The organism is Phytobacter cepae, from assembly GCF_054165735.1.
Genome location: NZ_CM135107.1, coordinates 3,335,601 through 3,349,748, shown reverse-complemented (window position 1 = coordinate 3,349,748; position 14,148 = coordinate 3,335,601). Strand labels below are relative to the sequence as shown.

Sequence of the window (14,148 nt, the reverse complement as noted above, 5' to 3'; positions counted from 1 at the left end):
TGAAGGAGGCGGCGTCAGGCGACGGCTTCCATTTCAAGAGGCACGATAAGGCTGGCATGGTTGCCTTTAGGGCCTTGATGTACATCAAACCGGACGGTTTGCCCGGCTTTTAACGTTCTGTAACCATCCATTTGAATGGTGGAGTAATGCGCGAAGATATCCTCGCCGCCGCCTTCAGGGCAAATAAAGCCAAACCCTTTAGCATTGTTGAACCACTTAACAGTACCCGTTTCCATGCTTCGACATCCTTCGTAAATCTTATTTAAGTAAGATGGAATGAACCGGTGGCAGAGTGTGGGGGTTGTTCAAAACCTCGCCAACTCTCGCCTGTACAATTTAGAGAAATCGGGCATCGCGTCAAGCGTTTGGCAGGGGTTCTGAGAGGTGTTTCAATCAAAAATTTGAAGCAGTTAACGCTATTGGAAGGGTTTGTGACAGCCGTCGCGAATGGCAATGATAGATGATAGTTATCTAACACCTGATGTAGATTTAAAATACATCTGGAATCATGTAATCGGTCGATTGTACGTCGCCGGAACCTGTAACCTAAGATGAAAACTGACGATGGGCAAAAGCAATAGTTGGCTGGATTTTGACCACCTGGCGGAAGATAAACTGCGTGACGCGCTAAAACCGCCATCGATGTATAAAGTTATGTTAATGAACGATGACTACACGCCGATGGAATTTGTTATTGACGTGCTACAAAAGTTCTTTTCTTATGATGTAGAACGTGCAACGCAACTGATGCTTACCGTGCACTATCGTGGAAAGGCCATTTGTGGAATTTTCACCGCCGAAGTCGCAGAAACGAAAGTGTCTATGGTGAATGATTACGCCCGGGAGAACGAGCATCCGTTGCTGTGTACGCTGGAAAAGGCCTGATTACAGGCGTGAAATTGGGGGAGGTGCCAATGCTCAATCAAGAACTGGAACTCAGTTTAAACATGGCTTTCGCCAGAGCGCGTGAGCACCGACATGAGTTTATGACCGTCGAACATCTGTTACTGGCATTGCTCAGTAACCCCTCGGCCCGAGAAGCGCTGGAAGCGTGTTCAGTGGACCTGGTGGCGTTGCGGCAGGAACTCGAAGCCTTCATCGAACAAACCACACCCGTCCTACCGATGAGTGAAGAAGAGCGCGACACTCAGCCGACGCTCAGCTTCCAGCGTGTACTTCAGCGCGCGGTGTTTCACGTTCAGTCTTCCGGTCGTAGCGAAGTGTCCGGGGCGAACGTGCTGGTTGCAATATTCAGCGAGCAGGAGTCGCAAGCGGCTTATCTGTTACGCAAACATGAAGTCAGCCGCCTTGATGTGGTGAACTTTATCTCCCACGGTACCCGTAAAGATGAACCGGGACAGTCTTCTTCCGATTCAGGCAGTCAGGCCAACAATAGCGAAGAGCAAGCAGGCGGGGAGGAACGTATGGAAAACTTCACCACCAACCTTAATCAGCTTGCTCGCGTCGGCGGTATTGATCCGCTGATCGGACGCGGCAAAGAGCTTGAGCGTGCGATTCAGGTTCTGTGCCGTCGTCGTAAAAATAACCCGCTGTTGGTGGGTGAGTCCGGTGTGGGTAAAACCGCTATTGCTGAAGGGCTGGCATGGCGGATTGTGCAGGGTGATGTGCCAGAAATTATGGCTGACTGCACGATTTACTCCCTCGACATTGGTTCATTGCTGGCCGGAACGAAATACCGCGGTGATTTCGAGAAACGTTTCAAAGCCCTGCTGAAACAGCTTGAGCAGGATACCAGCAGCATTCTGTTTATTGATGAGATCCACACCATCATCGGAGCGGGTGCGGCATCGGGTGGGCAGGTGGATGCTGCGAACCTTATCAAGCCACTGCTTTCAAGCGGCAAGATTCGCGTTATGGGTTCCACGACCTATCAGGAATTCAGCAACATCTTCGAGAAGGATCGTGCGCTGGCGCGTCGTTTCCAGAAAATTGATATCACTGAGCCTTCTGTTGAAGAGACGGTGCAGATCATCAATGGCCTGAAACCGAAGTATGAAGCTCACCATGACGTGCGTTATACCGCGAAAGCGGTGCGTGCAGCAGTGGAGCTGGCGGTGAAATACATCAACGATCGTCATCTGCCGGATAAGGCTATTGACGTGATTGATGAAGCCGGTGCGCGTGCGCGTCTGATGCCCGTGAGCAAGCGTAAGAAAACCATTAACGTTGCCGATATCGAATCTGTGGTTGCTCGTATCGCACGTATTCCTGAGAAGAGCGTATCGCAAAGCGATCGCGATACGCTGAGAAACCTCAGCGATCGTCTGAAAATGCTGGTCTTTGGGCAGGATAAAGCCATTGAGGCATTAACCGAAGCCATTAAGATGAGCCGTGCAGGTCTCGGTCAGGATCACAAACCGGTGGGATCTTTCCTGTTTGCCGGCCCGACCGGTGTCGGGAAAACCGAGGTGACGGTCCAGCTCTCCAAAGCGCTGGGTATCGAGTTGTTGCGTTTTGATATGTCCGAGTATATGGAGCGTCACACTGTCAGTCGTTTAATCGGTGCGCCTCCGGGCTACGTCGGTTTCGACCAGGGCGGGCTGTTGACGGATGCGGTGATCAAACACCCGCATGCGGTACTGCTGCTCGATGAAATCGAAAAAGCGCACCCGGATGTCTTTAACCTGCTGTTGCAGGTGATGGATAACGGCACGCTGACCGATAACAACGGGCGAAAAGCAGACTTCCGCAACGTGGTGCTGGTTATGACCACCAACGCCGGGGTGCGGGAAACCGAGCGTAAATCCATTGGTCTTATCCACCAGGATAACAGCACCGATGCGATGGAAGAGATCAAAAAGATCTTTACGCCCGAGTTCCGCAACCGTCTGGATAACATTATCTGGTTCGATCACCTCTCTACCGAGGTTATCCATCAGGTTGTCGACAAATTTATTGTCGAGCTCCAGGTGCAGTTGGATCAAAAAGGCGTCTCGCTGGAAGTCAGTCAGGATGCGCGCGACTGGCTGGCAGAAAAAGGCTACGACCGTGCCATGGGCGCTCGCCCGATGACCCGTGTTATTCAGGACAACCTGAAAAAACCATTGGCCAATGAACTGTTGTTTGGTTTGTTAGTTGACGGCGGGCAGGTGACGGTAACCCTGGATAAAGAGAAAAATGAGCTGAAGTATGGCTTCCAGAGTGCGCAAAAGCACAAACCGGAAACAGCGCATTAATGACGCAGTAAAGGAAATAAAAAACCGGACAACAGTCCGGTTTTTTTATGTCTGCAAGTAGCAACGTTAATTATTTATAAATGACAAAAGCCGGACAACTGTCCGGCTTTCAAAATTTCGCACGTGGCGTCGTGGCTAACGGTAATTAACGGCTACGGAAGACAATGCGGCCTTTGCTCAGGTCGTACGGGGTCAGCTCAACAGTCACTTTATCGCCAGTCAGAATACGGATGTAGTTTTTACGCATTTTGCCGGAAATGTGTGCAGTGACCACGTGACCGTTTTCAAGTTCTACGCGGAACATAGTATTAGGCAACGTATCCAGAACGGTGCCTTGCATTTCGATATTGTCTTCTTTGGCCATCTAATCCTCGGGGGTATCACTACCATATTTTTTTGAACCGGCAAGATAATGCCCAAGTTCGTCTGTTAAGTAAAGATTTGTGCTGATAAAACGCAACAAACGGCTTTTGCGTATTACCCTCATGCCATATTCAGGACGCGCATAATGCGCATCGTAAAGGGGAGCGATAAAGTAGTAGAAGGGCGTCCCTGATACGAGCTTCCCGAATAATGGCGGGTAACAGGCAGAAGCTGCTCTGAGCGACCATTATAACACCCTGATAAAAAATGTGCCGAAAACATTCATCACGCGTGTAAAAACAGTTCCCGTGGCACCCAAAAATGGGACGGCAAATGCTGTTGTCGCGCCTGACCCAGATAGTCCAGGTATTCGCGGCGTGGTATTTCGACGGCCCCCAGCGAAGCGGTGTGCGAGTTGAGAACCTGGCAATCCACCAGTTGGCCTCCCGCCTGCGCAAAAGCGTGACAAAAGAGCATCAGCGCGGTTTTAGAAGCATTAATCCGACGGCTGAACATGGATTCTCCGCAGAACAGCGTGCCCTGCGACACGCCATACATTCCCCCGACAAGCAGATCGTCATGCCAGACTTCGATGGAGTGCGCGTGGCCCAGCTCATGCAGGCGGTGATAGGCGAGCACAATATCAGGCGTAATCCACGTGCCTTCGTTGCGATCTTCCGCACACCCATCGATGACCTGACCAAAAGCGTGATTAATAGTTACCCGATAGGGGGTGGTTTTATGAAACCGCTTCATGCTGCGGCTAATGTGGAATTTGTCGGGCCACAGTACGGCACGAGGGTCGGGAGACCACCATAAAATAGGATCACCGGGTGAAAACCAGGGGAAAATGCCACGTTGATAAGCCATTAACAATCGGGCAGGGCTAAGATCCCCGCCCAGCGCCAGCAGGCCATTAGGTTCACGTAACGCCGCCTCAGGCGAAGGAAAAGCGATGGTATGACGAGAAAGCTGAACCAGGCGCATGACTGCAACGCTCCACAACACAACAAAGAGTCATTCATGATATATATCGTCATCTTCCCGCCACACTTTAACGACAACGTATTGGCGGGAGGGAGTGACGATATAAACTGATTACAGACGCTGCTTAAACTGGTAGTAACGCCCCTGTTTCGCCATTAACGCTGCGTGATTACCTTGCTCAATAACTTCGCCATTGTCCATCACAATTATCTGATCAAATTGTGACAAACCACGCAGGCGGTGGGTCACCATCAGCAGGGTTTTTTCTTTCATCACTTCATTCAATAAATCGAGTATTTGACGCTCAGTCTGCGCATCGAGACCTTCGGTCGGTTCATCAAGCAGGACCAGTGGCGCATCATGCAACAATGCGCGAGCAATCGCCAGGCGGCGAAGTTCACCGCCGGAGAGCTGACGCCCACCTTCACCTAACCAGGCATTGAGACCGCTGTCATCCAGCAACTTTTCAAGTCCGACCCGCCCGAGCATCGCCACCAGCATTTCATCGCTGGCCTGTGGAGCGGCCAGCAGCAGGTTGTCACGCAGTGTGGCACTAAATAAATGAACACGCTGAGGAACCATGCTGATGCTGGCACGCAGCGCCGCTTCGCTCAGATCCGCGAGCGGTTTGTCGTTGAACAGGATGGTCCCTGACTGCGGATCCCATGCGCGGGTAAGCAGTTGCAGGAGCGTCGATTTACCGCAACCGGTGCGCCCGAGTATCGCTGCATGCTCTCCTGAAGAGAGGGAAAGTGAGAGATGATTAAGTGCATTCAGTGGTTGGCCAGGGTAGGCAAACGTGACGTTGCTAAGATGCAGATTCACTTTGTCAGGGGATGCGTCAGCGACATCGGGGAAGGTGACTTCAGGCGGACAGTCGGTAATTTGTGTAATGCGGGCCGCAGAGGCGATGACTTGACCCATATGCTGAAATGCGCCTGTCACCGGTGCCAGGGCTTCAAACGCGGCCAGTGCGCAAAACACAAAGAGCGCGATGAGGGCACCGGGTTGGGTATTGCCACCCACGCCGCCCGCAGCGAGCCACAGCATGGCAATGACCGCCGTGGCACTGATAATCAGCATGACGGCCTGGGAGGCCGCCGTCAGGTCTGACTGACGGCGTTGGGCGTCATGCCAGCTCAGCTCGGTATTTTCCATCTGTTCGCGAAAGCGTTGGCTGGCGCCGAAAAGGGTGAGTTCTGCCTGCCCTTGCAGCCAGCCAGTGAGCTGTTGACGGTATTGCCCACGAAGATGGGTCAAACTTTCCCCGCCTGGCTTTCCTGCACGGTAAAACAGCGGGGGCAGAATAAACAGCGTGGCCAGCATGATGCCCCCTAAGGTTAATGCCAGCGTCACGTCCAGGAAGCTGAGGCCCAGGGTGACCACCACAATCACCACCAGCGCCCCCACCAACGGTGAGATCACGCGCAGATACAGGTGATCCAGCGTATCCACATCCGCAACCATACGGTTTAGCAATTCACCCTGACGGAAACGCGCCAGGCCCGCTGGCGAGAGCGGCAGCAATTTACTGAACGTACTGACGCGTAAATGCAGGAGAACGCGAAACGTGGCGTCATGGCTGACCAGACGCTCAAAGTAACGTCCTGCAGTGCGAATAATGGCGGCAGCGCGCACGCCGGCGGCGGGAAGCATGTAGTTAAAACTGTAGATGCCGGCGACCCCGACGATAGCTGATGCCGAGAGGAACCAACCCGAGAGGGTAAGCAAGCCAATGCTTGCCAGCAGTGTCACAATCGCCAGAACGACCCCAAGGCTCAGCAGCCAGATGTGGCGTTTATAGAGGGCGAGGAAGGGGAGAAGGGCGCGCATTTAAATCTCCTCCTGGCGGTGAGCGAGCAGCGAGGCAAAAGCCCCCTCTGCCTGCGAAAGTTCGGCGAAGGTGCCTTGTTCAATGATCTGTCCGTTATCCATCACCCAAATAGTGCTCCAGTCGGTTAACCCTTCCAGTTGATGGGTGACCATCAACGTCGTCTGATGCGTTGAGGCCGCGTTCAGCGCCTGCATCACCCGTTGCTCACTATGGCTGTCCAGGCTGGCGGCGGGTTCATCAAGCAACAGCAGTTTGCAGTTATCCAGCAGCGCACGAGCGACCGCGACACGTTGGGCCTGCCCGACGGAGAGGCGAGCCCCCTGATCGCCGGTAGGCGTCTCCAGGCCCTGGGGTAATAAAGGCAAAAATTCACTCACCCAGGCTTTGTCGATAACGGCCTGCAATTCGGCATCACTGGCGTCAGGTCTGCCCAACAGGATGTTGTCTCGCAAGGTCGTGGCAGGAAGTTGTGGATTCTGGCCTACCCAACTGATTGAACGTCGCCAGGCATCCGGCTCCAGATCGCTTAATTCCACCCCGTTAATCCTCAGAGAGCCGTCATAGGGGAGAAAACCGGAAAGCGCATTAATCAGGGAGCTTTTTCCAGAACCGCTTTTACCGACCAGTACAACCCGTTGCCCGGCGGACAAGGTGAAATTGAGTGGCCCGGCAAGCACGGCGCCTTCGGGGGATTTGAGGATCAGATCGTGCGCGGTGAGTGTGAGAGCTTCGTCATTTTTTAAAACGATATCTCCCCGCTTTGGATGAGCCAGGGGCGCTTCCATAAAGGTTTTCAGGCTGTCGGCTGCGCCAATTGCCTGCGCTTTCGCATGATAAAATGTGCCTAAGTCACGCAAAGGCTGGAAAAACTCAGGTGCCAGCACCAGGGCCAGGAATCCGGCAAACAGCGTCACTCCCGCCCCGTAGTGGCCAAAATTAAGTTCGCCCAGATACGAAAAACCGAAATAGACCGCGACCAGTGCGATAGACAGTGAGGTGAAGAACTCAAGTACACCCGACGATAAAAAGGCCAGCCGCAATACTTCCATTGTGCGACTACGAAAATCTTCTGAAGCCAGGCGGATGTTTTCCGTCTCTGCGGCACCGCGATGAAAAATACGCAGCGTTTCCATACCGCGTAAACGGTCAAGAAAATGACCACTTAACCGCGCCAGTGCTTTAAAGTTACGGCGGTTAGCATCTGCGGCCCCCATGCCGACCATCGCCATAAACAAGGGGATGAGTGGCGCGGTACATAACAGGATTAATGCTGCAGCCCAGTTAATTGGCAACAGCGTTACCACGATCAACAAAGGCACCGTTGCGGCCAACGTCATCTGTGGCAGGTAGCGTGCGTAGAAATCGTGCATATCATCGATTTGCTCAAGGATAAGCGTCGCCCAACTGCCTGCCGGTTTGCCCTGAATCCAGGCCGGACCTGCCTGTTGTAGTCTGTCCAGCACCCGGCGGCGAATTTCGAAACGGATGTGCGCACCCGCATGAAAACCTACACGCTCCCGTAACCAGGTAACCCAGCTGCGTAAAATGAAAACCAGCACCAGCAGCACGAAGGGGAGCAGTAACGCTTCGCGAGGAATATTTTCCATGATCAGTTGGTTAAGGATTTTCGCCAGCATCCAGGCCTGGGCGATGATCAGGACACCGCTCACCACACCCAACAGTCGGGACATCATGAGCCAGCGACGTGAAATGACGCTTTGCTGTTTTAACCAGCGGGTTAATTCTTGTTGACGGGTTTTATTCATTGCGCGCTTTGCAGGTGAAGTTATGGGATTTTTTAGCTTCGCAATGTTACATCGGCGCAAAAATAAAGGCGACTTATAGTCGCCTTATTTACCTTTGTTACTGACTTGTAAAGATTATTTACTTACCTGCGCCAGTCCGTCCAGATAACGCTCAGCATCCAGCGCCGCCATACAACCGGTTCCGGCAGAGGTAATAGCCTGGCGATAGATATGATCCATCACGTCACCGGCCGCAAACACGCCCGGAATACTGGTTTGCGTCGCATTGCCATGAATACCGGACTGCACTTTGATATAGCCATTCTCCAGTTCTAACTGGCCGGCAAAAATAGCCGTATTTGGGCTATGGCCAATGGCAACGAACAGACCCGCAACCTCCAGCGTGTCCACGGTATCGGTATTTTGCGTATCGCGCAGTCGCAGACCGCTCACACCCATTTGATCGCCGGTCACTTCTTCAAGAGTACGGTTGGTATGCAGAACGATATTGCCGCTCGCCACCTTCTCCATCAGGCGTTTAATCAGGATTTTCTCCGCGCGGAAGGTCTCACGGCGGTGAATCAGATGGACTTCTGAAGCAATATTCGCCAGATACAGGGCTTCTTCCACGGCAGTGTTGCCGCCGCCAATGACCGCGACTTTCTGGTTACGGTAGAAGAAACCGTCGCAGGTCGCGCAGGCGGAAACACCCCGGCCCTTAAACGCTTCTTCAGAAGGCAGACCCAGGTAACGCGCCGATGCGCCGGTTGCGATGATTAACGCGTCACAGGTGTATTCGCCGCTATCGCCGGTCAGGCGGAACGGACGATTCTGCAGATCCACGGTATGAATGTGATCGAACAGAATTTGCGTATCGAACTTTTCGGCATGCTCATGCATGCGCTCCATCAGTAACGGCCCGGTCAGGTGATTAGGATCGCCTGGCCAGTTTTCCACTTCGGTCGTGGTAGTGAGCTGACCGCCTTTTTCCATACCTGTAATCAGTACCGGTTCCAGGTTTGCGCGTGCAGCATAGACCGCAGCGGTATAACCCGCGGGGCCTGAACCCAGGATAAGCAGCTTGCTGTGTTTGGCCGTACCCATGAAATCCTCGTTTTTATTTGCAGACATTGGTCTGGATTGTAGGGAATTTGCAGGCGTAAAAAAAGAGTGCAGCGGTTTTGTTAACGATATGTGTAATAGATAAAGCCGATGGAAAAGTTCAAGCGAATAATCGAAATATAATAATTTCTACTGAAAATAGGCCGGTTATAAGGGGATAACATGAGTATTCAGGGACCGCGATGATGAATATCTGGCATGTTGTACTAAAAAAAGATGTTTTGCTTTGACAATCCCCTGCGCATTTGCGAAAACATCAAAGGAAGAAAAAAAGCAGGGTTTCGCGCGTGAAGCACATTCACGCACGTAAATGCCATCTTTACCGGGTTAGCGAAATCTACGCATGGTGTGGACAGATGCCATTCGTGATGTCGATAGCTGCCTTCAGGCAACGGCTTCTTAATACAGACCCTGGGATTACGTGGTATTAGCGTTCACTAATGCATTGCACGTAACGCGAAGGGCAAAGACTCTGAACAGTGAAGTGCACAGGGTCAAGACAGGAGTAGGGAAGGAATACAGAGAGACAATAATAATGGTAGATAGCAAGAAGCGCCCTGGCAAAGATCTCGACCGCATCGATCGTAATATTCTGAACGAATTGCAAAAAGATGGGCGTATTTCCAACGTCGAGCTTTCTAAACGAGTGGGACTTTCTCCTACGCCGTGCCTTGAGCGCGTGCGCAGACTGGAAAGACAGGGTTTCATTCAGGGCTATACCGCGCTGCTGAACCCGCATTATCTGGATGCATCACTTCTGGTATTTGTTGAGATTACTCTGAATCGTGGCGCCCCGGATGTGTTTGAGCAATTTAACTCCGCGGTACAGAAACTTGAAGAAATTCAAGAGTGCCATCTTGTATCTGGTGATTTTGACTACCTTTTGAAGACGCGTGTGCCTGATATGTCAGCCTATCGTAAGCTATTAGGGGAAACCCTGCTGCGACTGCCTGGCGTGAATGACACCCGTACTTATGTGGTGATGGAAGAAGTCAAACAGAGCAATCGTCTGGTTATCAAGACGCGCTAATACGGAACAGGTGCACAATCGGTTTTTTTTGATTACACTCCTGTTAATCCATACAGCAACAGTGCCGGGGCTACCCGGCGCTGTTGTCCGTTTTAGCTGGAGAGCCTTACTTGAGCCAGGAATACACAGAAGACAAAGAAGTCACACTTACCAAGCTAAGCAGCGGACGTCGACTCCTTGAGGCGTTGCTGATCCTCGTAGCTCTGTTTGCCATCTGGTTGATGGCCGCGCTTATCAGCTTTAATCCGTCCGATCCCAGCTGGTCTCAAACCGCATGGCATGAACCTATCCATAATTTAGGTGGTCAGCCCGGCGCGTGGCTGGCAGATACCTTATTCTTCATCTTTGGCGTTATGGCTTATACCATTCCGATAATCATTATCGGCGGATGTTGGTTTGCTTATCGTCATCGTGCCAATGAAGACTATATCGATTACTTTGCCGTTTCCCTGCGCCTTATTGGCGCGCTGGCGTTAATTCTCACCTCCTGTGGCCTTGCCGCAATAAATGCTGATGATATCTGGTACTTCGCCTCGGGTGGCGTTATCGGCAGCTTACTCAGCACCACTCTGCAACCCTTGCTACGTAGTAGTGGCGGCACTATCGCTTTATTGTGCGTCTGGGCGGCAGGGCTTACGCTGTTCACGGGCTGGTCATGGGTGACCATCGCCGAGAAGATTGGTAGCGTCATTCTCAGTATTCTGACTTTTGCCAGTAATCGTACCCGCAGGGACGACACCTGGGTCGATGATGAAGAGGAGTATGAGGACGACGACTATATCGAAGAGACGCCTAAAGCCCCTCGTGAATCACGCCGGGCCCGTATCATGCGGGGCGCACTTGCGCGTCGCAAAAGCGTAGCGGAAAAATTCAGCAATCCGATGGGGCGCAAGACCGATGAAGCCTTGTTCTCCGGTAGGCGCATGGATGATGGGGGAAACGACGAGGTCGAATACTCTGCAGGTGGCGTGCCGGCAGATGCTGACGATGTCTTGTTCTCCGGAAATCGTGCGACTCAGGCCGAAGCAGAACCCTACGATCCTTTACTCAGTGGTTACCGTGCAACAGAACCGCTGAATGCTGCGGCCGCTGAAATGACGGCAGCTCAGGCCTATGCGGCCCCGTCAGCGCCTGCGGCTTATACGCCAGAACAAACGCCGGTATTCCAGCCGGAGATACCTGAGCAATACGCGCAGCAAGCTGCCGTGGAACATGCTCCGCTTTCTCAGTATGCTGCCCCTGCTCACGAGACGGAGTGGCAGCCGACAGCCCCGGTTGTCGCCGAGCCTGCTGAATATCAGGCGGCCATTCCAGAGCCTCAATACTTCGCACCTGAACCGATGGTCGAGCCTGAGCCTCAGCCTGAGATGGAAGAGGTTAAACAGGCGCGTCCTCCGCTCTATTATTTCGAAGAAGTGGAAGAGAAGCGCGCCCGCGAGCGTGAACAACTTGCTGCCTGGTATCAGCCCGTGCCTGAGCCCGTCCATGAACCCGCTCGTCCGGTTGCGTCTGTGCCAACGCCAACGCCGCCTGCAGCGGCGTCAGTTGCTCCTGTAGCCGCGTCAGTCACGTCAAGCCTGTCTGAAAGCACCGTTGCCGATGCGGGGAGCCCATTATTTAGTCTGGCAGAAGGCGGTGCGCCACGTCAGCAAGTAAAAGAGGGCATCGGTCCGCAACTGCCGCGCCCTAATCGTGTACGTGTGCCTACGCGCCGCGAACTGGCCTCTTATGGTATTAAATTGCCTTCGCAGCGGATGGCTGAAGAGCGCGCGCGTGCCGAACAGCGCCCGCAACATGAACTGATGAGCGACGATGAAGCCGACATGCTTCAAGAGCATGAGCTCGCTCAGCAGTTCGCTGCAAGCCAGCATAATCGCTACGGGGAAGAGTACAGGCATGACGCACCCACCGCGTCTGCAGTACCTGAACTCACTGAGGATGAAGAAGCCGAAGCTGAGCTGGCGCGTCAGTTTGCCAGCAGCCAGCAGCAACGCTACTCAGAGGATCGCTCCGTCTCTCCGGGCATGTTCTCTCTGGATGATTTTGAGTTTTCGCCGACCAAAGCACTCCTTGATGATGGACCCAGTGAACCGCTGTTTACGCCCGGTGTAATGCCTGAAGCCGAGCCACCGCGTGTTCAGTATGCCCAGCAGCAACCGGTACATCAGCAGCAACCTGTTCATCAGCACCAACCGGTGCATCAACAGCCTGTTCACCAACAACCCGTGCATCAGCATCACGCGCCGGTGCATCCTGCTGCCGCTACGCAGCAACCTGCTGCGCAACCGCAGGCACCCGCACCGCATGAAAGCCTGATTCACCCCTTATTGATGCGCAACGGAGACAGTCGCCCATTACAGAAACCAACGACACCGCTGCCTTCTCTGGATCTGTTGACACCGCCGCCGTCCGAGGTCGAACCGGTCGATACCTTCGCGTTACAACAAATGGCGCGGCTGGTAGAAGCCCGACTGGCAGATTTCCGCATTAAAGCAGACGTGGTGAACTATTCACCGGGTCCGGTGATCACTCGTTTTGAATTAAACCTTGCGCCGGGCGTTAAAGCCGCGCGTATTTCCAATTTGTCGCGCGATTTAGCGCGATCGCTGTCAACCGCTGCGGTGCGCGTGGTAGAGGTTATTCCAGGCAAGCCCTATGTTGGCCTTGAACTGCCGAATAAAAAGCGTCAGACCGTGTACCTGCGTGAAGTACTGGATTGCGCCAGTTTCCGGGATAACCCATCCCCGCTGACCGTTGTTCTTGGTAAAGACATTGCGGGTGAGCCAGTGACTGCCGATTTGGCGAGGATGCCTCACCTGCTGGTCGCGGGTACTACAGGGTCCGGTAAATCTGTTGGCGTAAACGCCATGATCCTCAGCATGCTCTACAAAGCGCAGCCTGAAGATGTCAAGTTCATCATGATCGATCCCAAAATGCTGGAGCTGTCCGTCTATGAAGGCATCCCGCATCTGTTAACGGAGGTGGTCACCGACATGAAAGACGCCGCCAATGCGTTGCGCTGGAGCGTGAACGAAATGGAGCGTCGCTACAAATTGATGTCGGCATTGGGTGTCCGAAATCTGGCGGGCTACAACGATAAGATTGCAGAAGCCGCGAAAATGGGCCGTCCCATCCCTGATCCTTACTGGAAGCCGGGTGATAGCATGGCTATTGAGCATCCGGTGCTGGAAAAACTGCCGTACATCGTGGTGCTGGTAGATGAATTTGCTGACCTGATGATGACGGTTGGCAAGAAGGTCGAGGAGCTAATCGCCCGTCTGGCTCAAAAAGCGCGTGCAGCCGGTATTCACCTGGTGCTGGCTACGCAACGTCCATCGGTTGATGTGATTACAGGACTGATCAAAGCCAATATCCCCACGCGTATTGCCTTTACCGTATCGAGTAAAATTGATTCGCGTACCATTCTTGATCAGGGCGGCGCGGAGTCGTTGCTGGGTATGGGTGACATGCTCTATTCAGGCCCGAACTCAACCATCCCTGTTCGTGTTCATGGGGCTTTTGTTCGCGATGAAGAAGTGCATGCCGTTGTTCAGGACTGGAAAGCACGTGGTCGACCGCAGTATATCGATGGCATCACGTCAGACAGCGAAAGTGAAGGCGGTGGTGGCGGTTTAGACAGTGGAGAGGAACTGGACCCTCTGTTCGATCAGGCGGTTAATTTTGTGACTGAAAAGCGCAAAGCCTCGATTTCAGGGGTACAACGTCAGTTCCGCATCGGCTATAACCGCGCCGCACGCATTATTGAGCAAATGGAAGCCCAGGGCATTGTGAGTGAGCAGGGGCACAACGGCAACCGTGAAGTGTTGGCACCCCCGCCCTTTGATTAAATGCAAAGTTGGGTAAAACGGT

At 53.2% G+C, this 14,148-nt stretch carries 10 protein-coding genes; 4 read left to right on the top strand and 6 right to left on the bottom strand.

From position 1 onward, the window contains the following. Positions 1-14: 14 nt before the first annotated feature. Positions 15-236 carry a cold shock-like protein CspD gene (cspD, locus tag ACUY4Q_RS15745; protein ID WP_437431279.1) on the bottom strand — a complete coding sequence of 74 codons (222 nt, stop codon included), beginning with the start codon at positions 234-236 and terminating at the stop codon, positions 15-17. A 328-nt stretch (positions 237-564) separates the two neighbouring features. Between cspD and clpS the strand changes: the two genes are divergently transcribed. Further along, positions 565-885, top strand: a complete 321-nt coding sequence (gene clpS / locus ACUY4Q_RS15740; protein WP_458043671.1) for an ATP-dependent Clp protease adapter ClpS — start codon at positions 565-567, stop codon at positions 883-885. 29 nt (positions 886-914) lie between these two features. Then, positions 915-3,197, top strand: a complete 2,283-nt coding sequence (gene clpA / locus ACUY4Q_RS15735; RefSeq protein ID WP_458043670.1) for an ATP-dependent Clp protease ATP-binding subunit ClpA — start codon at positions 915-917, stop codon at positions 3,195-3,197. A gap of 145 nt (positions 3,198-3,342) precedes the next feature. On the opposite strand, the gene infA is transcribed toward clpA, so the two are convergent. The 5 genes from infA to trxB all read right to left on the bottom strand — a co-directional run bounded on the left by infA (position 3,343) and on the right by trxB (position 9,230). Continuing rightward, complete coding sequence (infA, locus tag ACUY4Q_RS15730; protein ID WP_002211347.1) at positions 3,343-3,561, bottom strand: translation initiation factor IF-1; 219 nt, start codon at positions 3,559-3,561, stop codon at positions 3,343-3,345. A 284-nt stretch (positions 3,562-3,845) separates the two neighbouring features. Beyond that, positions 3,846-4,547: a leucyl/phenylalanyl-tRNA--protein transferase gene (gene aat / locus ACUY4Q_RS15725; protein ID WP_458043669.1), complete on the bottom strand. Its 702-nt coding sequence runs from the start codon at positions 4,545-4,547 to the stop codon at positions 3,846-3,848. A gap of 111 nt (positions 4,548-4,658) precedes the next feature. Beyond that, a complete protein-coding gene (cydC, locus tag ACUY4Q_RS15720) occupies positions 4,659-6,380 on the bottom strand; it encodes a heme ABC transporter ATP-binding protein/permease CydC (protein WP_458043668.1) in 1,722 nt (573 codons plus the stop codon). Continuing rightward, a complete protein-coding gene (cydD, locus tag ACUY4Q_RS15715; protein WP_458043667.1) occupies positions 6,381-8,147 on the bottom strand; it encodes a heme ABC transporter permease/ATP-binding protein CydD in 1,767 nt (588 codons plus the stop codon). 114 nt (positions 8,148-8,261) lie between these two features. Further along, the gene (trxB, locus tag ACUY4Q_RS15710; protein WP_458043666.1) at positions 8,262-9,230 is read right to left on the bottom strand and encodes a thioredoxin-disulfide reductase; all 969 of its coding nucleotides are present in this window, start codon (positions 9,228-9,230) and stop codon (positions 8,262-8,264) included. Positions 9,231-9,783: 553 nt separating this feature from the next. Here trxB and lrp point away from each other — a divergent pair. Then, positions 9,784-10,278 carry a leucine-responsive transcriptional regulator Lrp gene (lrp, locus tag ACUY4Q_RS15705; protein ID WP_002439523.1) on the top strand — a complete coding sequence of 165 codons (495 nt, stop codon included), beginning with the start codon at positions 9,784-9,786 and terminating at the stop codon, positions 10,276-10,278. A 110-nt stretch (positions 10,279-10,388) separates the two neighbouring features. Then, positions 10,389-14,126 (top strand): DNA translocase FtsK, encoded by a 3,738-nt coding sequence (ftsK, locus tag ACUY4Q_RS15700; RefSeq protein WP_458043665.1) that lies wholly within the window; start codon positions 10,389-10,391, stop codon positions 14,124-14,126. Positions 14,127-14,148 lie beyond the last annotated feature (22 nt).